Origin of the sequence: Deinococcus sp. QL22, assembly GCF_023370075.1 — a bacterium.
GTDB lineage: Bacteria > Deinococcota > Deinococci > Deinococcales > Deinococcaceae > Deinococcus.
In genome coordinates, this window is sequence record NZ_CP097149.1 from 2,307,420 (window position 1) to 2,332,077 (window position 24,658).

A 24,658-nucleotide genomic window follows, 5' to 3' on the forward strand; every position below is an offset into this window, starting at 1 on the left:
GGGTGAGTTTGGGGGGCCGTGCGGGCCGGAGCAGTGCGGAAAGACTCTGACGTTCTATCCACCCTGCATGTACAAAAACGCTTCCGGCAACGCGGCCCGCCACGTGACCCAGTTGTGCCCGCTGGCATATTCGCGGTACTGATGGGGCAATTCGGCGTCGGCAAACAGGGCGGCCATGCGGCGGTTCGGTGCAGCCAGCCATTCCAAGATGCCTGTATCCAGACTGGTTTTCAGGTGTGTGGGCGGAGAAACGCTCAGGCGTTCGCGCAGCCATTCCCCGGCGCTGGTGGTATCGATGATGCCGTCTTTTTCTGCACCGGGCCGCGCAATAAATGCCCCGCTGTGGCTGACCACGCGGGAAAACAAGTCGGGGTGGGCCGCGCCCAGATGTAGGCTGATCAGTCCGCCGAGGCTCGCGCCCCACAATCCTCGCTCTGAGGGGGTCGCCAATTCGCCCTCCACACGCGGAAACACTTCAGTTTGCAGGAAGTCCAGATAGCGGTCATTCAGGTAATACTCGGCGCTGCGGTCTCCCGGCTCCACGAAGACCAATACCGCGCCCGACGCCAAACCCCCTTCCACCGCTCTGTCCATTACCTCACCCAGTTTGCCTGTGCGGTAAAAGGCCACGCCGTCTTGGACGTAATAAATCGGCACGGCCTGAGACGATTGGTAGCCGTGCGGCGTGTACACGATGGCGCGGCGCGTGCCAGGAAACACCGTGCCTTCCCAGGTCAGGCGGTGTGCCGTGCCCCTCTGGGTGGCCTCGGCGGCGGCCCACAGCGGGTGCTGCGCGTACTGGCCCACCACCACCGCACGTGGGTAGGGCCACCAGGGATTCAGAGATTTTTGGGCGTTGTCGGGGTCAGCAAAGGGCGTGCCTGCCTCGTCCAGCCACGCATATTCCACCCACGCGCCACGTGGCAGGCTCAGGGTAATGGCCCCGCCCGCCACCACAGGCAGCGCGGGGCGTTTGCGCCAATCGGTAAAGTCGCCCACCAACGCCGTCGCCCCCGCCGGAGCCGAAAAAGTGACCTGAGAACCTGCGACAGAAACAGCCATAGGGGGAAGTGTAGCGGCAATGATCTGAACGGAGTCGTGTGATGGTTGGGCAAAGTCAAGGAATGTTGAGGGCGTGGGCCGAATCCCAACTCAGGCACAGAGCCGCCGAAACAATTCAGTTCAGGCGGCTCTCCTGGGTCAGAAGATTAGAGGGGGTCTAGTTCTATCCTCACCGAATCCTATACGTCACCCCAAACCTGAGCCTCGTACTTTCGGGGTTGTTCTGCACGCCCACACTCACGCTGGCGCGGTCATTCACGTTGTAGGCGGCGCTGAAGCTGGGGCGCACGCTCTGCAAGTCCAGCCCGTTCAGGGGCGTACTGACCTTGAAGGTAAATTGCTTGTCAGGCGTGGAATAGGTGGCGTCGACCAGGCCCGCGCCCGTCAGGTCGATCTGGTATTGCAGGTACAGGTTGCGCGTCAGGTACGATCCGAGTGTGATGGTCGCGCCGAGGCTGCCGTCTGCTGTGGACAGGTTGGGTGTCAGGCGGAACACGTCGAGGCCCAGTGCGCGGGCCACGTTGCGCTCTATTTCTCCCAGCACGAAGATGTTCAGCGCGGTTTGCAGGGCGCTGGCCCCCAGTGCGGTCAGGTTGCCGGGCAGCGTTTCCAGGTTGGGCACGCCTGTAGCAACGAGCGCGTACAGTTGCGCCTCGCTGTAGGCCTGCGTGGTGGCGGGGTCGGTGCATTCGCTGCTGCCCGTGCCGCCCGCAGCCCCGGCGGTGGGTGTGCAGCGCAGCGCCGTCGTCAGGTCAAGCGTGCTGGCTCCGCTGGCGAGGGTGCGGAATTCGCCCTTCACGTCCAGCGTTACGGGGACGCGCTGCCCGGTGGTGCTGGCCTGCACGTTGCCGCTCGCCACAATCGCAAAGGTCGGGTACAGGCTCTGGCCGGTAAAGCTGACCAGGCCGCTCTGGATGGCAAATTCGTTTTCGCGCAGGAAAATACTGCCGCGCTGAGAAGTGATGTCGCCCGTGATGCGCGGCTGTGCGCCCGTACCCGACACCACCAGGGAGCCGCCAAATTCGGCGCGGGCCAGAGCTTCATCTACCCGGATGCCGTTGGGGGCGCGTACCGGAATGTCTTCCAAGACCAGGCGTTGCAAGAAGGGGCGGGCGGGGGCAGGCGCGTTGGGGTCGCGGCCCGGTTCGGGGAAGGTGGAATAAATATCGGGCAGCGGCGTGGCGTAACTGTCGGTGGTGCGCCCGTTCGCGCCGCTGCCGCCCTCGGTGGTGGTCTGGCCCGGTGCGGGAATGGTGGCGGTGGCCCCCACGCGCCCCAGCGTCAGCCGCAGGAAGTCGGCGGCCCCACTCACGCGGATCAGCGAGCCGTCGTCTACCGCCCGCAAATCGGCGTTCAGGGCACTCTCGCGGGCATAAATGACAGCCAGCGGCAAGTTGTAGTTGCGGGCGGTCAGGGCCAAGTCCCAGCGCGGGGCGATCTGTCCGGTGAGGCTCAGGGTTCCGGTTCCGGTCACGGGGTTGGTGCTGCGGCTCTGGGCCTCCAGCGTCCAGCCGGTGGTGGCGGACTGCGCCAGGGTCACGGTGGTATTGGGGAGGGCCCCCAGGGCTTGCGGGGCCAGCAGCCCTTCAAAGCGCACGCGGGTCTGGCTCAGGTCGCCCAGAGTCAGTTGGCCGCTGGCGTTCAGGGTGCCGTCGCTGCCCACCACGCCGCCTGTCAGCACGCGCCCGGTGGCCGAGAATGCGCCCGAATCCGGCAGGTCGCCCGAGAAGGTCGGCACTTGCAGACTCAGGCCTGCCAACGTGCCGCTGAGGTTGCTGGCCCGCACCTGTCCACGTGGGCGGTCATAGGTTCCGGCCACCTCCAGGGTCAGGGTTCCCTTCAGGCTGGGGTCAAGGTCGGCGATGGCGGGCACCAGCACCAGCACCGGGGTAAAGGTCGTGTTGGTAAATTGCGCGGTCAGGCCCACGTTCGAGCGGCTGAAGGCCCCGCGCACATCCCACGTTCCGGCTCCGGCCAGCTGGATATTCACGTTCCGCAGTTCCCGCGCCGCGTAGTCCAGCGTGCCGGAACCCAGCAGCGTTTCGGTGATGCGAGTTGCGCCTGTGCCGCTGCTGGCGCTCACCCGGATTCGTTCGGCCACCACCGTGGCTGTGCCTGCCAACGGGTCAGCCACCGGAACCCGGAACCGGGCCACGCCAGTCACGATGCCCTCGCCGGGGCTGTTGCCCACCAGTGCGCCCACGATTGCGCCTACGGGGAAGGATTTCAGCGTCACGTTTCCGAACAGTTCGCCCCCGCTGAGGCCACCGAACAGGTCAGATTCGCCCAAAAAGCCGCGAATTCGCCAGTCTCCGCCAATCTGCGTGCCTTCTATTCGGGCGGGCAGGGTTTTTGGCCCCAGCGTCAGGCCTGCGCTGCGAACCACGAACGTGCCGCCGCCGTCGTTGATATTGGCCTCGCCGCTGACCCGGCCCGACAGGGCGGGAGCGATACCCAGTTTGCCCAGTTCTACGGCGTCCAGCGTGGCCCGCAGGTTATAGCCCTGTTCGGTAGGGCGCACGGCCAGCACGCTGCTCAGGGCAGGCACCACATCGGCCAGCCCGCCCGAACCGATCACGCGGGCCTCGCCCATGTCGTTGGCGGCGGTCAGGTTGGCGCTAAAGGTCTGGCCGCCCAGCGCCACCGTACCGTCTACCCGCACACTCTGGCCCGCACCCGACACCGGGTAGCGCGTCACCGTCACGTTTCCGGTCAGGCCCGCCGCATCTGCGCCCACGTTCAGGGCCAGGGTGCCGCCGTCCTGCGCCAGCGATCCGGTCAGGCGACCTGTCCAGTTGTTGGCTGTCTGCCCCGTGCCAGTTTGTTGGGCATTCAGGGTCAGTATTCCGGCGGGCAGGGTGGCGCTGGCCTGCACAGTGGGTTTTCCAGCGATCAGATTCACGGTGGCCTGTAGGTCTCCGTTCACCTTCAGGCCCAGATACGGCACCTCGTAATCGGTGGTCACGTCCTGAATATTCAGCGTCAGTTGGCCGTCGCGGGTAGCCGTGCTGAGAGCCCCCTGCGCGGTCACGCGGCCTGTCAGTGCCGTGCCGCCCAAACTTACTCCCAAGCGCGAGAGATCAAGGCCCGGCAGGTCGGCCCGCACCGTCTGGTCTGTCCAGGTGATCCGGCCTGCTTTCAGGCCGTCGCTGATGTTCAGGTCGGCGGCCCGAAGGCTGGCTGTGCCGCTGGCCCTCCACTCGCCCCGGCGCAGGCTCAGCACCAGGTTGGGGTCGGCGAGGGGGCCAGAAGGGGTTACGCTCAGGCTGAGTTCGGGGCGGGTCAGGCTGGTGGCTCCCAGCCATTGCCACTGGCCTGCACTGTTGGGCCGCAGTTCTACTGCGCCGCTGGCGGTGGCTCCGGGGCCGTCTACTAGGCGCACCTGTACGCCCGTGCTGCTGGCGACAATCTTCGCCCCTGCGCCCAATATTCCGGCGTCTCCGGTGGCGAGCGGATGGGCCAACGGGCCACTCAGGGTCAGGGTGGCGGGCTGAGTCAGCACTCCGGTGGGGCCACCCGTCAGGCGGGCGGTGCCGTGCCAGCCGGTGAAGGGGTCGGCGTCCAGATTCAGCGCTGCCGTCACGCCCTGCGTACTCAGGTTGCCATCCAGCGAGAGGGCGCGGGCGCGGTAGGTGGCCCGCAGATTGCCGTCCAGTGCGCCGCTGCTGACCAGATTCACGTCGGCAGTTCCGTTCAGTCCTGCCGTACCGGTGGCTTTCACGGTGGCTCCAGCAACCCAGGCGGTGAGGCCGGTCAGATTTACAGTTTGGCCGCTCAGTGTGGCGACAGTGGCCCCGGCCTGCGCCAATGTGCCCCTCAGATCAGACAGCGTGCCCGTGATGCTTCCGGTGGTATCGGCCAGCGTGACGCCGCTCAGGGCTGCGTTGCGGGTGGTCACGGTTGCCGCCAGCGTGGGTGCGGTCAGCGTGCCGCCCAGCGTGACCTCAGCGGTGGCCGCGCCCGTGCCGCCCACCAAGGGCAACGGCGTCAGGCGCAAGGTTCCTGCCAGTGCCGGAATAAAGCCCTGCGTGAGCGTCAGCGTTACAGTTCCGGCCCCCAGTTCGCCGCCGCTGAGGGCGTACCCGCCGCGTCCATCTCCGGTCAGGCTGATGGGCTGAGCCACTCCGCTGAGGGTCGCAGTTGCCGTTCCGGTCAGCGCGGGCCACACGCCGTTCAAGTCCAACTTGGCCGAGTTCGCGCCGCTGGCAACTGTGCCGTACACCCGCGCCCGTACCCGTTCCAGCGCCGCCGCGCCCGCCGTCAGATTCAGCTCTTTGGCTTCGGCGTACAGCGTACCTTGTGCGCTGCCTTTTAGATTGGCCCGTGCATTGGCGTTCAGGCTCAAGGCCCGCCCCGACAGGATCACGCGGGCGCTGAAGGCGTCGGCCACGGTATTCACTTGCCCCGACACCGCTGGGTTGGTCAGGTCGCCCGTCAGGTTTAGGGCCGCGCCCAGCACGCCTGCGCCGAGTGTGCGGGCGTCTATGTCCCGTGCCGTCACGCGCACGCCCGCAGGCAACTGGCCCCGCGCCTGCAACACTCCGCCGCGCAAACTGCCGTCCAGCGCTGCTTCCAGCACATTCTGGCCGCCGGGCTGCCACACATAGGAGGCGCTGCCGTACAGGCTGAATGGCCCGATGCCGCTGTCCCGAATACTGCCCTGTTCGCCCTTCAGCGCCAGATTCCGCAGGGTGACCTTGGATGGCCCACCCTCCAACGTTCCTGCCGCCGTGATCGTGCCGCCGAAGGTAAGGGCGTCCATATCCAGATTCACGGGCAAGAGGCGGGCCAGTCGCAACGGTTCAGCCCGCAAGGTCAGGTCGTACTTGCCGCCTGCCAACACCGCGCCGCCCGATATGCGCTGTCCTGCCAGCCGCACGGATACGTCTCCAGCGCGGTAGGTGGCTCCCAGATCACCCGTGAGTTCGCCCGCGCTGTCTTCTATGCGGCCTGCAAACTGCGCAGCCAACTTGCTCCAGGTGCCGCCGCCCAGCGTGGCCTGTCCGGTCAGGGCCAGTTGTCCGGCGCGGCCCCACAGTGTGCCCACGTCCAGCGCAGCCAGATTCAGCGTGCCGCCGGGCCGGAAGGGCAGGTCGGCGGGCAAGCTTCCAGTGACGCTGGCAGTCCGGGGCTGCCCATTAAACGGCGTTCTCAGCGTGGCGGCCAGATTCAGCGGGCCAGAGCCGTTCAGAGTGGCGTTCAGGGCGTTGTTTTCGCCCAGTGTGCCGCGAGCCTGCAAGGTGCCCAGCCAGCCCCGGCGGGCATTCCAGCCGGTTGCGCCGTTCAGGGTCACGCGCAGGCCATCTGCGCCGATGTAGCTGGTGTTCAGCGTCAGGCGGGAATCCAGCAGGCCGCCCGGTACAGCTTGGCCTTGTACCTTGACCCCCAGTTGCCCGCGCACGAATCCAGCCAGAGGTTCGCCCACGAAGGTCAGGCGGTAATCCTGCCCCAGCAGGCGGGCGGTGACGCGGCTGCCCCCGGCTTGCAGTCCGGTAGGCGCACTTTGAAGGGTGCCCTGCGCGTTCACGTCAGGTTTGGAGAGGCTGCCGCTGGCCTGCACCGTGTACGTTCCCGGCAGGTAGTCCGTCAGGGTGGCTTTGGCACTCAGCCCCAGCGTGGGAAACACTGGCCCGCTGGCCCGCACGCTCACGAGGTCAGGCAGCGTGGCCGACGCGCCCGCCAACCGCAATACGCCGCCCCGGTAAGTGGCCGGAGCCGAAAAGCGCACGCCCGCCGCCTCACCCACCGCGTTCAGGGTCAGGTTGTCCAGCGTGCCGCCGATGGTGGCGCTCAGGTTGCCCGCCGTGCCGCCCGAACCGTTGGTGGCAGTCAGGGTGCGCAGATCAGGCACGTCTAGGCTGCCCGCCGTGTTCCATTTCCCTGCAGTTTGTTTGAGGCTTACATTGACTGCCACGCCCGCTACCGTTCCGGCCACCTGTGCCAAAGCTGCTTTGGTGGTCAGGCCCGTTGCGCTGGCATTCAGGTTCAGATTCCGGCCTTCATACACGCCCGCCGCCTGCAATTTCAGCGTTTCTGCGGCGCTTCCGGTCAGGGTTCCCGCCACACCGTCTACGTTCAGCACAGCATTGGCCTGCGGATAGAGAGGGCCGCGTACCCGCACATCTAGGCCTGCCAGCGTACTGGTCAGGTCTGCGCCCACTTGCCCGCGCTGCACGGTCACGGCTCCTACCGCCCGCTGACCTTGCAACGCCAAATTCACCTGCGCCCGCCCGCTGGCCTGCCCGAAATCCAGCTTGGGCACGCTGAGGCTGGCGCTGAGGGTTCCAGTCACGCCGTTGAGGAGCGGTTGCAGGACGCGGGCGTCCAGCACAGCTCCGTCAATATTCAGATCACGCCCATCGTAGCGAACCGGAATCCGCGAACCAGGATGGGTCACGGTGCCGGAAGCGGTGAGGCCGTTCTTCCAGTTCACCCGTGCGGCAAGGCCCAGCGGTTGCCCCACGTAGCGCGTGCCGTTGTTGGTCAGGGTCGCATCCGTAGCTGAGATTTGGGCGATCAACCTTCCCGCCACGAATTCCTTCCGCACGGCTTGCGGCAAGAACGGCACGGCGGGAGAGAGGCTGGCGCTGAGCGTACCGCCGATGGTGGGCAGCACAGTTACGCGCCCCGCGACGGGGCCGGACGGAACCGCCAGCAATTGCGCCCCATTGCCTTCCAAGCGCAGTTGTCCGGGCGTGTTGCCAAAGCCGTAACGCAGGTTCGCCGCGCCGCTCCACTGGCCACCCGCATAGCCGAGGCCGCCCACATTCACGCGCCCCGTGTTCACCGAGGCCGTGAGTGGCAAGACCTGAGCCGGAAGGCTGACGCGGGCTTCTGCTGGCCCGAAGGCTTGGGCATTCAGGCGCACCAAGCCGCGCAGATCAGCTAAGTTGCCGCTGGCATTGGCACTCAGATATGGCCCACTGACCCGCAGATTCAGGCCCGACAGCACGCCGGAAACGAGGTTGCCGCTGGCGCTGATGCTCTGGCCTGCCACGTTGCCCGCCAATTTGATCTGGCCTGCACGGGTAAGGTTGGTCGCGCTGGCCGTCAGGTCAATGGCTTGGCCCTGAAATTCCCCCACAGCTTTCAGATTGAGAGTGCGGTCAGCGTTCCCAGTCAGGGTGCCGCGCACGCCGTCTATGTTCAGCACGGCGTCAGCCTGCGGATACAGCGGCCCGCGCACCCGCAGATTCAGGCCTGCCAGGGTGCTGGTCAGGTCTGCGCCCAGTTGCCCACGTCGCAGCGACACCAGCCCGTCTGCCCGCTGACCTTGCAGCGCCAGATTCACCCGTGCCCGCCCATCGGCCTGTGCAAAGTCCAGCTTGGGCACCGTCAGGCTGGCGGTCAGGGTTCCGGTGAGTCCGGGCAAGAGGGGCCGCAGGGCGCGGGCATTCAGCACCAGGGCGTCCAGCGTCAGGTCACGTCCGTCGTACCGAACCGGAATCCGCGAACCGGGGTGGCTCAGCGTGCCCGAAGCCGTGACGCCGTTCTGCCAGCCTACCCGCGCCGAGAGGTTCAGTGGGTCGTTCAGATAGCGCGTGCCAGTGGTGGTCAGAGTTGCGCCTGATGCCGAAATCCGCGCGACGAGTCTACCGGGCACGATCTCCTTGCGAACGGCTTGCGGCAAGAAGGGCAGGGCAGGGGAGAGGCTGGCGCTGAGGGTGCCGCCGATGGTGGGCAGTACAGTCACGCGGCCTGCGACGGGGCCGGACGGAACCGCCAGCAGTTGCGGGCCGTTGCCTTCCAGGCGGAGTTGTCCGGGGGTCGTTGCCGCCCCAGTTGCCAGCAGGTAGCGCAGGTTCGCCGCCCCGCTCCAGTTGCCGCCCAGGAAGGTCAGGCCGCCGATATTGGCCCGCGCTCCGGTCAGCGAAGCCGTGAGAGGCAACACCTGCGCCGGAATGCTGACCCGTGCCTGTGCCGGGCCAAACGTCTGGGCATTCAGGCGCACGGTGCCGCGCAGATCAGACACGCTGCCGGTGGCGCTGGCACTCAGGTAAGGGCCGTCCACGCGCACATTCAGATCAGAGACGGTGGCAGGTAGGGTCAGTTTGCCGCTGGCGATCACGCTCTGACCCACAAATTCGCCCACCGCCCGCACCCGGCCACCGGCAGCGGTCAGGCGGAAGGGGCCAGCGTCGATGACGCCGCTCAGTACGTTGTTCCGGGCGCTCAGGTCGCCGTACAGTTTCTGTCCACCCAACGTCAGGCCGCGTGCCCGCAAGTCCAGATCAGAAAACCCGCGCAGGCTCACGCGGGCACTGCCGCCCGCTCCGTCAAACACGTTCACGGTGCCGCGTGGCTCGGTGCCGGTGCCGGTCACGTTGCCGTCTATAAAGAGGCCGCCCGCCGCCGTACCACCCGCAATCGGGCCGCGCAAATCGACATCGTATCGGCCCGAAGGCAAGGAGGCTTTGCCAGTGGCCCGCAGGCCCTCGCCGTCGCTGAGGCGCACGTTCAGGCTGTCCCAGGGGCCGCTGAGCGCCACCGTGTATTGATCCAGCACGCCGCTGGCTTCCGCGGCTCCCCGGAAGGAGTTGCCCCCCCCAGAATCGGTGCTGCGTCCCGGCCCCCAGGTGGCGCGGCCCTGCACGGTTCCGGTCTGTCCGAAGGCGGTTAGGGTTTGTCGCCCAGTCACGCGGGCCAGTCCGGTGCGGGCGTCGTAGGTCACGTTCAGATCGCCCCACGTGCCTGCCGCCGTCATGTTGGGTGTCACGGTTCCGGTCAGGTTCACGGCCTGCGCGGGAATGGTCACGCCGCTAAACGAGAGCGGCCCGGTGCGCCCGGTCAGGCGGGCGTTCAGGTTGCCGTACTCGCCCGCCAGAACGGCGTTCAACGTTTGGGGGGCGTCTGTTCCATTGCTGTAGGTGCCGCTGCCGCTGACCTGCACATTGGGGAAGACCCGGCCCGCCAGTTTTGCGGTCACACTCGGATAGGTCACGTTCAGATCGGCGGTGATGGCCTGCCCGCTCCGCTGGAGAATTCCTGATACGCCTGCACCCGCTGCTGAAGTGTTGAGGCGGGCAGTGCCGCCCAGTCCGGCCAATGCCAGATCGAGTGTGCCATCCAGCTTTTGCTCGGCCAGCGCAGGCAGGAGCGGGCGCAGGGCCGCCAGATTCACCCGGCCTGTGGCGTCCCAGTTGGAGCCGTCGATCACGCCGCGTGCCGTGTCGCGCCTGCCGGAAGCGTCGGCGGTGGTCAGAGAAAAGCGCAGGCCGTCTTGCACGCTCACCGTCCCCTCGATGTCGGCTCCCTCGATCCGGGCGCTGGTGAGGAATCCTGCCGAGAGTTGCGTGTCGGCCAGCACGGTCACGCGGTTGCCTGCCGCGCCCAGCACCCCGCGTAGGCTGGCCGTGTCGCCGCGTGCAGTCGCGGTCACGTCGAAGCCGTTGCCGCGTGCGCTCAGGTTGCCGGTGGCTTTCAGGGCGGTGGTCACGTTCAGGTTGCCGTTCACGGTCACGCCGCCAGCCACCGCCAAATTGCGGGCGGTCAGGCCAAAAGTGTCGCCGTTCCACGTCAGGCGTTGATCGGCGGGTGCAAAGGTACCGCGCTGGCGCACGTAGTTCAGATTCAAGGGGCCGCTCAGCGGCGCGGTCAATCCGGGCAGCCTTGCCGTGATCGTGCCCGTCAGGTCGCCGCCCGTCGCGTCCAGTTGCCCGTTGCCGCCCAGAGTCACGCCCGCGCCGCTGAGGTTTTGGGCGCTCCAAGTGCCTTTAAATTCGCGGTCAAGCTTGAGGGCCAACGTTCCAGCCGCCGTGCCCTCACCGCTTTGCAAATCAGCCGTCAATCCCTGTGCATTCAGCCGCGCCGTGCCTGCCAGCTCGAATGGCCCCACCGTGCCGCCGCTGATGGCCGCCCGCACATCTGAGGGCTTGCCAGTCAGCGCTACACGTGCACCCACGCCGCTCACGTTGGGATTCAGCACGGCGTCAATGGCCTGCGTTTTCAGGTCGAAGCTGCCGCGGGCTGGGCCGCCCAATGCCGTGCCACCCAGCGTCAAGAGATTCTTGTCATCAATCTTGGCGGCCAGTGTGAGGGGTTGCCCCGCCAGTGTGCCCAGCGCCTGTGCGGTTCCGGCCCGTCCCAGTGCCCAGCGCCCAGTGATGGCCTGATTGCCTGCCAGAGCGGTTTTTACGCTGAAGGCCAAGTCGTTGGTCTGCCCGGCGCGGTTGCCATCTTTGGTCAGTAGGGTGTATTCCACGTTGGCATCGCGGAACGGCACGCCCGCCACCTGGCCCGCGCCCTTGGCATAGGCTTTCACGCGCACCGTGCTCCAGCCGCCCGCCGTGACCCGCAGGTTCAGATTGCCCGTGCCAGTCGTGCCCAGAGCCTCGGCCAGGCCCGCGACGGTGGGGTCGGCGTCGGCGGTCACGCTCCAGTTCTGGGCTTTCAAATCTATTGCGCCCACTGCGTTTACGGGGCCGTTCCAGCCGCGCCCAGCCAACTTCAAATCGATCTTGTCGCCCCGGTGCGTGGCCGTGCCGTCAATGCCTGTCACAGTCACAAATTTGGCCCCCGGTACGCGCAGGGCAGCGTCTACCACCCTCAAATCTCCCCGGATCGGGCCATCGTTCAGCACGTAGCGCCCGGCAATGCGGCCCGCCGTGACTCCCGGCCAGTAGTGGTTCAACACGCGGGCGTCGGCATCCAGATCAAGGCCGAAAATGTTGCCCGCCTTGCCCTGAGAAACCTGCACGTCGGCATTCAATTCGCCTTCGGTGGTGCGGCCCCTGACTGCCAGTTTGCCGTTTTCGCCCTGCTGGACGCGGAAGTTCCCGTTGGGAATGTTTACGCCCTTGCCGTCCACATTCACGCGGGCATTTTGCACGTCCAGGCTGCCCAGCACGACTTTCCAGCCGCCTTCTCCCGTTGCCGCGCCGCCTTTCAGGAGTTCCTGTAATTTCAGGTTCACGGTGGCGTCTCGTACAGCCACGTTCAGCTTCACGGTGCGTGAGGCGAGATTCACCCCTGCCACGGTCACGCCCACCCGTCCTGCTTTGCCCTCTATCCCCGGCAGTTTCACCGTGGCCCCAGACAAATTGGGCGACCACAACGGCCCGCCATTCCGCTCTGAAGTAATCTGTAGATCGTCTCCCAACTGCGACAAGATCAGCCCACCCAACAGGCGCGGCGTCAGGGTCAGGACAGCCGCCAACACGAGGAAGACGGCCAGCAAGACCCAGGGCCAACGCCTGCGCCGCCGTGCCACTGGAGCAGGGTTGACTTCACCGGGCAGAGCTTCGGTGGGCCGCGTCGTCTCTGTGGACTGCGTTTCAGTAGGCTGCGTCTCTATGGGGTCAGGGCGCGGGGCAGGGCCGTCTGTCACACGTCACCCACGCGGAAGACAAGGGGAAATGGGGGAGAGGCGAACACGGCAGGAACGGGCATTCCTAGTATTCTATCCACAGTCACATGAACGTCAGTCCCGCGTTCCTCACCTGACCATCAGACACGGCGGGGGCATGCGGCCCATGCGTGTTCGCTCTGATGCTCGCCGCGTCAGCAGAGTCATCTCCGATTTGTCTCAAGTTCAGTCCCGAGCGGAACCTGACAGACACTTGTCCCTGCCCCGCGCCCGCTACCATACGCCCTATATGCGCCTAACCGCTCTTGTCACCGGAACCGTTCAGGGCGTGGGCTACCGCCGTTTTGTGCAGCGATACGCCCGCGACCTCAAGCTTCAAGGCTACGCCGAAAACCTGACCGACGGACAGGTAGAAGTGATTGCAGAAGGCGACCAGGCCGACCTTGACCGCCTGCTGCACTGGCTTCACCGGGGGCCGCCCCATGCCAGAGTGCGTGAAGTCCAGACCCAATACAGCGAGGCCACCGGGCTACGGGATTTCCACGTGTACTAGGCAGCAAGTCGCAATCTGATCTGTCCTCCCCTCAAGGAGGTTGGCCCGCGTCAGCAACAAGGGGGTTACCTTCCAACCTCAAGGAAAAAAGGGAGAGAAGGCACACCGGCCCTCTCTCCCTTTCAAGCTCCCGAATTCAGGAGCTTAGCTTGTGCTGGTCCTTACTCCAGAACCTTAGCGACGACGCCGGCACCGACGGTACGTCCACCTTCGCGGATGGCGAAGCGCAGGCCTTCTTCCATGGCGATGGGCTTGATCAGTTCGACCACGAAGGTCACGTTATCGCCGGGCATCACCATTTCCACGCCTTCGGCGAGTTCCACCACACCGGTCACGTCCGTGGTGCGGAAGTAGAACTGGGGGCGGTAGCCACCGAAGAACGCGCTGTGACGGCCCCCTTCATCCTTGGACAGGATGTAGACGCTGGCTTCGAACTTGGTGTGGGGCTTGATGCTGCCGGGCTTGGCCAACACTTGACCGCGCTCGACGTCATCCCGGGCCACACCACGCAGCAACACGCCGACGTTGTCGCCGGCCATGCCGGAGTCGAGCAACTTGCGGTGCATTTCGATACCGGTAACCGTGGTCTTCTTGGTGTCGCGCAGGCCGATGATTTCGACATCGTCCTGAACCTTGACGATCCCGCGCTCCACACGGCCGGTGGCGACAGTGCCGCGTCCGGTGATGGTAAACACGTCTTCGACGGGCATCAGGAAGGCTTTGTCGGTGTCGCGCTCAGGGGTGGGGATGTAGCTGTCCACCGCGTCCAGGAGTTCCCAGATGTAGTCGACCCATTTGTTGGTGCCGCGCTCCATCTTGGGGTTGGCGACCAGGGCGTCGAGCGCCTGCAGGGCGCTGCCTTTGATCACGGGCAGGTCGTCGCCAGGGAACTCGTACTTGGAGAGCAGCTCGCGCACTTCCATTTCCACGAGTTCGAGCAACTCTTCGTCGTCGACCATATCGACCTTGTTCATGAACACGACGATGTGGGGCACACCGACTTGCTTGGCCAGCAGGATGTGCTCGCGGGTCTGGGGCATCGGGCCGTCAGCGGAGCTGACGACCAGGATCGCGCCGTCCATCTGCGCCGCGCCCGTGATCATGTTTTTGACGTAGTCGGCGTGCCCGGGGCAGTCGACGTGGCTGTAGTGGCGCGCCGCGGTGTTGTACTCGACGTGGGCGGTGTTGATAGTGATGCCACGGGCCTTTTCTTCGGGGGCCTTGTCGATCTGGTCGTAGCGCTGGGTCTCGATGCTCGGATCAGCCGACGCTGCCGTGAAGGTGATCGCCGCCGTCAGCGTGGTTTTGCCGTGGTCGACGTGTCCAATCGTGCCCACGTTCACGTGGGGCTTCGTGCGCTCAAACGTTCCCTTTGCCATGATGAATCCTCCTAGGTGGGTTACCCGGCCCCGTATATCGCTGCGGGCGGCGGGCAAGCCTTCCAAGTTTACAGGCCCACGCCCCGGTGGGGTAGAGCAAGCCTGCCGTGCTGAAGAGAGGGCGAAATAGGTGGGTGAAACTGGAGTGGAGACTAGAGGAAACGCGGCCCACTCGTCGCAGGCCGCGTTTTCAGGTTGGAGCTCTTGGTCAGGATTGAACTGACGACCTCTCCCTTACCAAGGGAGTGCTCTACCACTGAGCTACAAGAGCAAAGAAAAAGTAAGCGGGAAACGAGACTTGAACTCGCGACATTCAGCTTGGGAAGCTGACGCTCTACCAACTGAGCTATTCCCGCGTCCTTGTGGTGGGCAGGGGCGGATTCGAACCGCCGTACACTTACGTGAACAGATTTACAGTCTGTCGCCTTTAACCACTCGGCCACCTACCCAGCCCAGTTTTGGCCCGTTTACTGCTATTCTACGCGTGGTTTCGTAGAATCTGGAGCCACCCAGGAGAATCGAACTCCCAACCTTCCGATTACAAGTCGGGTGCTCTACCAGATTGAGCTAGAGTGGCACCTTGAGCCTGCGCCGGAAAGCCGAAAAAGCGGTTTCCTTGAGCATGGAAGGTTCCCGCCTGCGCGTTCTCTTCCGGTTGTGAATGGTAGCACCACCCCCCAAAGGTGTCAACACGGCCCCACTGAATGCCCCAGAACTGGTCGGGCCGTGGTCAGCTGCGCTTTGCTGCCCGCAATCAGGGGTGTCCGTGTGTGCCCCTGCCGTGACAGGCTGGTTGGTCATGCCGTAGGCGGAGGCGGGCAGGCGATGTAGAGGAAGGGCGCTCAGCAGTTCTGAAGCAGAAGTTCATACAGATCCGGATGCGCCATAACGCGCATTTCACCCTGCGCGCTTAGGCGTATGCTGGCGCTCTTGCGAGGTGTTCGGGCCGCAACTGGCCCCGACCCCTGAGGTGTCCCTTCTTTCGTTTCTCGCCCATTGCTTCGGTCTTGCCTGATGTCGCTGCACAGTCCTGACCCCCACGAGGTATCCCTTGGAAAGTTTAAGAACCCTGGCGCCGTACCTGAGAATGCATACGCGGCAGTACGTCATCGGCTTGCTGGCCGTTATCGTTGCCAATAGCGTCAATCTCTTGCCCTACTACTTTATTCGCCTCACCATCGACGGTCTGACCGGGCAAAGTGACACCAACCCCGACACGGCGGGCATCACACTGGCGACGGCGGGCCTGTACGCACTGGGCATCGTGCTCGCAGCCCTGACTGCGGGCGGCTTTATGCTGCTGATGCGCCGCATGATCGTGGTGGCCTCGCGCCAGACCGAGTACGAGATCCGGCGCGACCTGTTTGCCCACCTGCAAACGCTGGACAAGCACTACTACGACCGCGCCAAAACGGGCGACCTGATGAACCGCCTGACCGGCGACCTGAGCGCCGTGCGCGAGATGTTGGGCTTCGGTGCGTGGCAGATCGTGAACATCGTGTCGGGCTTTATTACTGCCTTCGCGGTGATGTTCGGCCTGAGCTGGCAACTGACCCTGATCGTGATCGCCGTGTTGCCCATCATCGTAGGGGTGCTGTTTTATCTGGCTCGCCAGATCAGCAAGCGGCACCGACTGGCGCAGGAGCAAAACAGTCTGATCGCTGCCAAGGCACAGGAAAACTTCAGCGGGGCGCGGGTGGTCAAGGGGTACGCCATTGAAGACCGCGAGATCGCCGACTACAGGGCCATGAACCTGGAGTTGCTGCGCCGCAACATCGACCTGACCAAGGTGGAAGGCCCGCTCCGTTCCTTTGCCAGCCTGCTGATCGGGCTGGCCTTCGGATTGATTCTGCTGGTGGGGGGCCGCCTGATCCTGAGTCCGACCAACGACGGCACCTTCACGGTGGGCATGTTCGTGCAGTTCGTGGGCACGCTGGAGCGCCTCGCGTGGCCCATGCTGATGGTGGGCTGGATCACCGGGGTCACGCAGCGCGGGCTGGCCTCGTGGCTGCGTCTGCGCGAGATGCTGGACGCCCGCCCGCTGGTAAACGATGACCGCAACCGTACCAACACCCGAATCCGCGACCTGTTGGGCGACGTGGCTTTCGACAACGTAAGCCTGAACTACGGCAACGCCCGCGTGCTGGAGAACATCAATTTGACCATTCCCGCCGGAACCTTTCTGGGCATCACCGGCCCCACTGGAAGCGGCAAAACCCTGCTGGCGCAACTGATCACCCGCTCAATGGATCCGACTTCGGGTGTGGTCAGGATGGACGGCCAAGACGTGCGGATTGTTCCCCTGAATACCCTGCGCGACGCCATCAGCATCGTGCCGCAGGAACCCTTCCTGTTCAGCGACACCATTGCCAACAACATCGGCTTTGGCCTCGGCAACCGCGACCTGCCCCGCGTGCCCACCGGAATCAGCGTGGTGGGCGCGCCCCCGACCCCCGATATTCCCCAGATGCCCGACCCCGCCCGCGTGCGGAATGCGGCGCGGTTGGCCGGGCTGGACGGCGACATAGAGGGCTTTCCGGCGGGCTACGACACTATGTTGGGTGAACGCGGCGTCACGCTGTCGGGCGGCCAACGCCAGCGCACCGCCATTGCCCGTGCGTTGGTGCGCGAGCCGCGCATTCTGATTCTGGACGACTCCTTGAGTGCCGTAGACACCGAAACCGAACGCAAGATTCTGGACGGCCTGCGTGAAGTCAGCGCCGGGCGCACCGTAATTGTCATTGCCCACCGCGTCAGCACTCTGCGCCACGCTGACCAGATCGTGGTGCTGGAAGCGGGCCGCGTCGTGGAGCAGGGCACGCACGAAGGGCTGTTGGCAGCGGGCGGCCACTACGCCGAACTGGAACGCCTGCAAAGCCTCGCCACCGATCTGGACAGCGACGACGACGCCATCGCCACGCCCGACGAGGCCGCCAACCTGCTGGAAACGGGCCAGATGTCAGCTTCCAGTCTGTCTAAAGTAGAAGTCCCCCAAACCACCGCAGTACCAACCAAAGAGCAGGTGACCAAATGACCGCCCCCGACCAATCCGGCGACGCCTTCCAAAAGGGCTTCGATGCCCAACTGACGCGCCGAATCTTCGTGTATCTGAAGCCGTATGTGCCGCTGGTGGTGGCGGGCGTGGTGTTGGCCCTGCTGATCGCGGTGGCCCAACCCATGTTCGCCCTGATTCAGCGCCACGCCATCGACACCTACCTCGTGCCCTTCGAGCGTGACCGGACGCTGACCACTGAGACCCTCTACCGGGGTCTGATGGTGGCCGCGCTGGGCTATATGGCCCTGAAAGTGGTGGAATTCTGCCTCACCTACGCCTTTACGCTCGCTATCGGCTACCTCGGCCAGAATGTGCTGCGCGATATCCGGGGCGACGTGTTCACCAAATTGCAGCGCCTGCATCTGGCCTACTTCGACCAGAACCCGGTGGGCCGCCTGATTACCCGCGTCACCAGCGATGTGGACGCCATCAATCAGTTCATTACGGGCGGGTTGGTCAGCCTGATCCAGAGTACGTTCCTGATCGTGGCCTACGTGATTATCATGCTGCGCGTGAACTGGCAACTGGCCCTGATCTCGTTCACAGTGCTGCCCATCCTGTACTTTGCCACCAACTTCTTCCGGGCCAGACTCCGCGACGCCTTCCGCATGACCCGCACCCAGCAGGCCATCGTGAACACCAAGCTGAACGAGAACATCACTGGGATGCTGACGGTGCAGCTCTTTGGCCGCGAGAACCGCTCGGCGCTGGATTTCGACCAGTCCAACCGTTCCCTCCTGACCGCCAACGTGAATTCGGTCAAGTGGTTTTCGCTGTTCATGCCTGTGGTGGCCGTGCTGGGGCAGGTGGCGGTGGCGCTGGTGCTGTATTTCGCCTCGCGCAACATTTTGGGCAACAACGTGGCGGGTAGCGTGGCCGCCGGAGCCTTCACCATCGGCACGCTCTACGCTTTTGTGCAGTGGACGCAGCAACTGTTCCAGCCGATTCAGGACTTGGCCGATGTGTTCAACAACCTGCAAGCGGCGATGGCCTCCAGCGAACGCATTTTTGGCGTGCTGGACACCGAGGAAGAGGTGGCCGACAAGCCGGACGCCAAAGCCCTGAACAACTTCGAGGGCAGCGTGTCCTTCGAGGGCGTGTGGTTCTCCTACGACCAGACCGTGACCGCCGATACACCCGCCACCGATGACCGCTGGATCTTGCGCGGTATCGACCTGCACATTCAGCCCGGCGAAAGCGTGGCGCTGGTGGGGGCCACAGGCGCGGGCAAAACCAGTGTCACGGCCCTGGTCAGCCGCTTTTACGACGTGCAGCGCGGCGCAGTGAAAGTAGACGGCGAAGACGTGCGCGACCTGGCCCAGTACGATCTGCGGCGGCATGTGGGCGTGGTATTGCAGGACGTGTTCCTGTTTGCCGGAACCATCGAGGGCAACCTGACCCTCAACAGCCCCGATATTTCGCATGAGCGCGTGGTGGAAGCCTGCCAGTACGTGGGCGTTCACGACTACATCCTGAGTTTGCCGGAAGGCTACCAGACCGAAGTGCGCGAGCGCGGCGCGACCCTCAGCACCGGGCAAAAGCAACTGCTGGCCTTCGCCCGCGCCCTGATCCAGAACCCCGACATCCTGCTGGTACTGGACGAGGCCACCGCCAACGTGGATACCGAAACCGAACTCCGCATCCAGCACGCACTTCAAAAGGTCATGCTGGGCCGAACCTCTATCATCATTGCCCACCGCCTCAGCACCATCGAGGGCTGTGACCGGATCGTGGTGATGAGAAAGGGCCGCATTGTGGAGCAGGGCAGCCACCGCGAGTTGTTGCAAAAGGGTGGCTACTACGCCCGCCTGCACCGCCTTCAGTACGCGCAGGGCGACGCGGCAGACTGACACCAGAATTTATGGAGAGAGGCTGGGGCCAACGCTCCGGCCTCTCTTTTTGCCACCCGTTCTGCTGATCCTCTTTGCTGACTGTAGCGTTGGCTAATACACCAGCAATAGTGCGCGACAGAGCCACTTTCAAGGGTTTTGCCGTTGCCTAAGCACTCTGCTGCCCCTGCTGTTTCCACCTCATGGCCCGAATTGAGAGGCAAGAGCGGGTGTCTGGACAGGGCAAACGAGTACACTGGATGATAATGCTGGCGTTTCGTTTGTTGATTATAGGATTGGGCCTGCTGGCGGGGTGGGTCATAGGAATGGTGCTGTCTGGCCGCAGCGTGGGCGAAGGATTGGCATTGGTCAATACCCTGAGCCTGATGATGGCTGGCGCACTGACGGGCTTTTTGCTCGCGCCGCGCGGGGAAAAGCTGGCCGGGCGCTGGCTTTCGGCGCTGGGCCGCTGGTACGAAAAGCTCTCGCCGCGCACCGTGGCCGCTGCCACTTTCGGCCTGATTGTGGCCCTGCTGCTGAGCGTGCTGTTGGGCAACTTGCTGCGGGGTCTGCCCTTTTACAGTTGGATCTGGAATGTGGGCGTGACGCTGGTGCTGGCGGCCTTCTTCGTTTCTTTTGCCACCCAGCACGCCGAAGCCTTCGGAGCCTTTGCCTTCCCCTCGGTGCGCCGCAAGCCGGGCAGCAAAATCCTGGATACCAACGTGATCATCGACGGGCGCGTTTTGGAACTGGCCCGCGCCGGATTTCTGGAGGGCGAGCTGGTGGTGCCAAGCTTTATTCTGCGCGAACTGCAAGTGCTGGCCGACAACGCCGACCCCCAAAAGCGCACGCGGGGCAAACGCGGCCTGAGCGTGTTGGAGGAACTCCGCGAGATTCAGCCGATCCGGGTCGAGGACTGGGACGACGCCGCGCTGACCACCGTGGACGACAAGCTGATTCGGCTGGCCCGCGACACAGGTGGCAAACTGCTGACCAACGATGGCAACCTCCGCAAAATTGCCAAGCTGCACGGCCTGGAAGTCCTGAGTATCCATGAGGCGGCAGTGGCCCTCAAGCCCCAGGTGCAGACCGGAGACCACCTGACCGTGACCATCACCAAGGGCGGCCAGCAGCAGGGCCAAGGCGTGGCTTACATGGACGACGGCACGATGGTGGTCGTGGAAGACGGCATGAAATACCGGGGCAAGCCCACCCGCGTGCAGGTCATCAACAATGTGCAGACCAACGTGGGCCGCATGATTTTTGCGCGGGCGGAGAAAGACGGGAACGGGGACGCAGCTTAAAACTGTGAGTGGTAAGTGATCAGTAGTGAGTGGGAAGGTCAAAAGCAGAAATGAGGAAAACAAAGAACAGGGGCCTTGAGTTGAATTCATGGCCCCATCTTTTATGTTTTCCCACCCACCACCAACAGCTTCTAAAACCTCTGGACGCTGCTCCCCGCCACACTTTTGGTCACTAGCAGACGGCTCGGCAGGCGCTCCGACAGGCTTTCCACGTGCGTGACCACACCCACCATGCGGCCCTGCGTTCTTAGATTCTCTAGTGCGCCTGCCACAGCCTCCAGGGCTTGCGGGTCAAGCGTGCCGAAGCCCTCGTCGAGGAACAACGCGCCCAGAATCTTGTTGCCCGCCAGGTAGTCGCTGAGGGCAATCGCCAGACTCAGGCTGGCCAGGAACGTTTCGCCGCCTGACAGGGTTTTGACGCCCCTGGCCTCTCCCGCGTTCCAGAGGTCTTGCACCACGTATTCGCCGTCGGCCAGCGCGAGGCGGTAGCGCCCGTCGCTGATGGAATGCAGCAGGATGCCCGCCCGCGTCAGCAGTTGAGCCTCCACCTCGGCCAGCAGGAATTGCTGGAATTCATCGGCCCGTAGGCTGTTGGTCAGCATTTTCCAGGTGTCGTGCTGGGCGGCCAAGAGCGCAGCGCGGCGTTCTATTTCGGCCTTGCGCTCCAGCCGTTCCTGCGCGGTGCGTTGTTGCTCGCGCAGTTGCCCGGCCAATTCGCGGGCGGCTGTTAGAGCGGCGTCGGTGGCGGTCAGGTCGCGGGTGACCTGGCCCAGTTCTGCCGGGTCGAAGGGGGCCACGCCCAGTTGCCGCTCCAGTTCCTTCAGGTTCTCGGCTAGCTGAGACACCTGCGCCGTGTGCGTGCGTGCGGCCTCCTCCAGCGCGGCGATATCGGCTTCGGGCAGGGCGGCGGCACGGGCCTGAGCGGCGTCCAATCCCAGCACGGTCAGGGCGGCATTCAGGGCGGCTCCAGCGTCACTTTGCTCGCGGGCACGGGTGGTGGCAGCAGCCTGTGCGCTTTGCAGCGTGGCCTGCGCTCCGGCATCGTCGCTCTGGGCACGCGCCAAGGCGGCGGCGGCGTCCTGCACCCGTTTGCGAATGGCGGCCACACCGTCCAGCGCCTGCTTGCGTAGTTTGGCCGGGTCTGCCCCCGCCTCCCGCACCCGCGCCGCCAGTCCCGCCAGCAGGCGCAGGGCTTCGGTCTGTGGGTCGCCCGTGATATGGCTTTCCAACTCGCGCAGATCCAGTTCGCGCTGCCCGATCTGCGCCTCCCAGTCCCTCAGCGCGTCGGTGCGGGCGTCTACCGATTTCCGCAGCGTCGCCAGTTCCAGCCCGATTTCCTTGTAGCGCAGACGGCGGCCTTCCAGATTGGTTTTCAGGGCCGACGCTTCCTGCTCCAGCTTGCCCAAATCCAGATTGGAGGCGGGCGGGACGTGTTCCACCTGTTGCAGGCACAGCGGGCAGGGCTCGCCCGCGTGCAGATGAGTGCGGTAGGCAGCGGCCCCGGCCTCGATCTGGGCGGTTTTCAGGGCAGCGTCGGCGCGTTCCGATGCAGTTTTGGCTTCCTGCCCTTCCCGCATCACCCGTTCCTGTTCATCGGTCAGCTTCTTAAGCTGCGCAGTTTCGGTGTTCTGGCGCTCGCGGTCTGCGTGCAGCGCGGCTTTCTGAGCCTCAATCTGCACCCGCTCCCCCTTCAGCTTTTCCAACTTCTGTGCCGATTCGCGGGCGGCGTGGTGGGCGTCTTCATCCCAGAGCAGGGGCGCGGGGTGCGTGGTCTGAACCGTGCCCCCAGCGCGGCGCAGGCGGGCGGCGTCGGCCTCGGCTTCACGCAGGGCCTCGGCGCGGGCTTCCAATTCAGGAATCGTATTTTCGGCCTTCTGTGCGGCGTCCAGGGCGGTCTGTGCGGTTTGCACGGCACGGGCCACCACTTCGGCCTGAGTCGCGGCGCGGGCCAGGGTAGCCGCTTCCCTTTCGTGGGCAATTCGGGCACGTTGCGCGGCATCCAGCAGCGGTTCCACACCTGCCACACGGCGGGCCTGCGCGGCCCGTTGTGCGCCGTCCAGAATGCTGCCAGTGCGGGCCTGCAAGGTGGTCAGGCGGCGGCGGGTGTCCTCGCGGGCCAGCCACACACGCTCGGTGTCGCGCAGGCGGGTCTGTCTGGCCCGCAAGTTCTCCAGCGTGTCGGTCAGGCGCTCGGCCTCGGCGCTCAGGCGTTCGCGCTCGGCGTGCAGGGCGGCCACAGCCTCAGCCGTCACGCCCTCGTATTCGTTCGCCAGCACCTTCTGGTCACTATCGGCGCGGTATTTCAGTTCCTTGGCCTGATCGGACGCCACCTTTTGCATGGCCTGCACATGATGGAGGCCCGTCAGTTCGCCCAGCATGTTTTGGCGTTCTTTGCTGCTGCCGTGGAGGAGGCGGGCAAATTCGCCCTGTGGCAGCATCACGCTGCGGGCAAAGGTCTTGGCATCCAGTCCCACAGCCTGCCGAATCCGTTCGTCTATGCCCCGCTTGCCGCCGTCGTTCAGGCCCGTCCAGCGCCCGTCCTCGTCTTGGCGCTCCAGCCGCACGTCGTTTTCGGCCTGCTTGCGGCCCTTGGTGCGGGCGGCGCGGTACACCTGCCCCCCCGCCTCGAAGGTCAGGCTGACGCTCAGGCCGCGCTCTCCAGTGGTGATCAGGGCATCTAGACCACTGGCTCCTAGCCGCTCCGTAGAGCCGTAAAGGGCAAAGGTCATGGCGTCCAGCAGGCTGGATTTGCCGCTGCCCGTCGATCCCACGATGGCGAACAATTCCAGATCGTCAAAGTTCAGTTCGGTGAACTGGCGGAAAGCGGTGAAGCCCTGTAATTCAAGATGAATCGGCCTCACGCTTCTACCTCTATCCGCGCCCGCTCGTCGGCGTCCTTGAAGGCGGCCCGCAGGTCGTCGGGCAACTCGCCGCGTTTTTCGCGCCAGTAGCGCTCGTACAGCTCGGTCAGGCTCAGGCCTTCGCGCTTCAATTCTGGGAGAGCCAGATCCTCCTGCGCGGCGTCCAGGTCAACGGCCAGCGCATTGGGAGCCAGCCTCAGCACGCGGTCTTTCAGGCCCGGCAGAGTGGTTCCGGCAGGGGCACGCACCACCACTTTCAGCAGCCCCGTAAAGCCTTTCAGGGCTTCCAAGCGCGACTCCAGCTGATCCACATCCACGCGCAGGGTTCGCAACTCGCGCCCACTCGCCAGCGGCAGGGCGTGTACGCGGGCGGGGCGTCCGGCCTCTACCTCCACCAGATTCACCTGTTTTTTCTCGCCACCCTCACCAAAATCCAGCTGAATGATGCTGCCCGGATAGCAGGCCAGCGGTGCGTCGGACACCTGCTGCGGCTTGTGCACGTGCCCCAGCGCCACATACTGTGCCCCCGGTGGCAGTTGCAGGCCCGACAGGGTGTAGCTGTTGGTGAGGTCGAATTGCAGGCTGCGCTCGCTGCCGCTGGGTTTCGCGCCGTCCATCGTGGCGTGCGCCATCAGCATATTTACGCTGTCTCCGCGAAAGCCCTCGCCCAGGCGCCGCAGAAAAAAGCCCATGCCCTCGCGGTATTTTTGCCGCCACGCGCCCACGTCGCCGCCCATCAGGTCAGCGGCCTTCACCAATCGGCGCTCGGATAGATAGGGGAGAGCGCCCACCGTCAATTTCTCGCCGTTCTTCAGTTCCAGCGTGCGTACCATATTCGCCGGGTTGGTCGTGGGTTGCGCCACCACCCCAATGCCCACCCAGCCGAGCAATCCTGCCACCGAATCCAGCCGCGCCGCGCTGTCGTGGTTGCCCGCGATGACTATTCCGGGAATGCCCGCGTCGCGCAGTTGCAAGAAGAAATCGAAGACGGCGGCCTCGGCATCGGCAGACGGGTTGGCCGTATCGAACAGGTCGCCTGCCACCAGCACGGCGTCGGCGCGTTCTGTGCGGGCCAGCGCGGCAATTTCGGTCAGTGCCTCATGTATTTCCGGCGTGCGGTCAAAGCCCCGCAGGTTCCGTCCCGCGTGGAAGTCCGCCGTGTGTAGTACGCGCATAGCGGAAAAAATAGCACGGGGCAGCCCCAGAACAGAGTGGAAGTGTGGTGGCAGTCTGGAGAGAGTCTGTTTTCTTACCCCTAGTGGGATTGAGGAGCAGCGTGGTTATGGCCCAGCACCTTCACTTCACCCGCC

General features: G+C 64.8%; 9 protein-coding genes and 4 tRNA genes. 4 read left to right on the plus strand and 9 right to left on the minus strand.

Going from position 1 to position 24,658, the window contains the following annotated elements; translation table 11 throughout:
- Nucleotides 1–54: 54 nt before the first annotated feature.
- Together M1R55_RS11710 and M1R55_RS11715 are read right to left on the minus strand one after the other, a co-directional pair.
- Complete coding sequence (locus M1R55_RS11710) at nt 55–1,062, minus strand: esterase family protein (protein ID WP_249391940.1); 1,008 nt, start codon at nt 1,060–1,062, stop codon at nt 55–57.
- 169 nt (nt 1,063–1,231) lie between these two features.
- A complete protein-coding gene (locus tag M1R55_RS11715) occupies nt 1,232–12,388 on the minus strand; it encodes a translocation/assembly module TamB domain-containing protein (RefSeq protein ID WP_249391941.1) in 11,157 nt (3,718 codons plus the stop codon).
- Nucleotides 12,389–12,656: 268 nt separating this feature from the next.
- On the opposite strand from M1R55_RS11715, the gene M1R55_RS11720 reads away from it, so the two are divergent.
- Nucleotides 12,657–12,920, plus strand: a complete 264-nt coding sequence (locus tag M1R55_RS11720; protein WP_249394198.1) for an acylphosphatase — start codon at nt 12,657–12,659, stop codon at nt 12,918–12,920.
- 161 nt (nt 12,921–13,081) lie between these two features.
- Here M1R55_RS11720 and tuf read toward each other — a convergent pair whose 3' ends face one another.
- From tuf to M1R55_RS11745, 5 genes are all read right to left on the minus strand, one after another.
- The gene (gene tuf / locus M1R55_RS11725) at nt 13,082–14,299 is read right to left on the minus strand and encodes an elongation factor Tu (protein ID WP_249391942.1); all 1,218 of its coding nucleotides are present in this window, start codon (nt 14,297–14,299) and stop codon (nt 13,082–13,084) included.
- A 196-nt stretch (nt 14,300–14,495) separates the two neighbouring features.
- Nucleotides 14,496–14,570 (minus strand) — tRNA-Thr (locus tag M1R55_RS11730).
- Between the two features lie 12 nt (nt 14,571–14,582).
- Nucleotides 14,583–14,655, minus strand: a tRNA-Gly gene (locus M1R55_RS11735).
- Between the two features lie 7 nt (nt 14,656–14,662).
- A tRNA-Tyr gene (locus tag M1R55_RS11740) sits at nt 14,663–14,748 on the minus strand.
- Between the two features lie 51 nt (nt 14,749–14,799).
- Nucleotides 14,800–14,876 (minus strand) — tRNA-Thr (locus M1R55_RS11745).
- 510 nt (nt 14,877–15,386) lie between these two features.
- Between M1R55_RS11745 and M1R55_RS11750 the strand changes: the two genes are divergently transcribed.
- The 3 genes from M1R55_RS11750 (at nt 15,387) to M1R55_RS11760 (ending at nt 20,487) form a co-directional block, all read left to right on the plus strand.
- On the plus strand, nt 15,387–17,333 hold the full coding sequence (locus M1R55_RS11750) for an ABC transporter ATP-binding protein (protein WP_249391943.1): 1,947 nt from the start codon (nt 15,387–15,389) through the stop codon (nt 17,331–17,333).
- The gene (locus M1R55_RS11755; protein ID WP_249391944.1) at nt 17,330–19,204 is read left to right on the plus strand and encodes an ABC transporter ATP-binding protein; all 1,875 of its coding nucleotides are present in this window, start codon (nt 17,330–17,332) and stop codon (nt 19,202–19,204) included. The genes M1R55_RS11750 and M1R55_RS11755 overlap by 4 nt, the downstream gene beginning before the upstream one ends.
- A gap of 245 nt (nt 19,205–19,449) precedes the next feature.
- A complete protein-coding gene (locus M1R55_RS11760; protein ID WP_249391945.1) occupies nt 19,450–20,487 on the plus strand; it encodes a PIN/TRAM domain-containing protein in 1,038 nt (345 codons plus the stop codon).
- A gap of 131 nt (nt 20,488–20,618) precedes the next feature.
- Here the strand turns inward: M1R55_RS11760 and M1R55_RS11765 are convergent, their stop codons facing one another.
- A complete protein-coding gene (locus M1R55_RS11765) occupies nt 20,619–23,348 on the minus strand; it encodes an AAA family ATPase (RefSeq protein WP_249391946.1) in 2,730 nt (909 codons plus the stop codon).
- Entirely contained in the window at nt 23,345–24,523 is a 1,179-nt protein-coding gene (locus M1R55_RS11770) for an exonuclease SbcCD subunit D (RefSeq protein ID WP_249391947.1), read from the minus strand. Before M1R55_RS11770 ends, M1R55_RS11765 begins: the two co-directional genes overlap by 4 nt.
- Between the last annotated feature and the right edge of the window lie 135 nt (nt 24,524–24,658).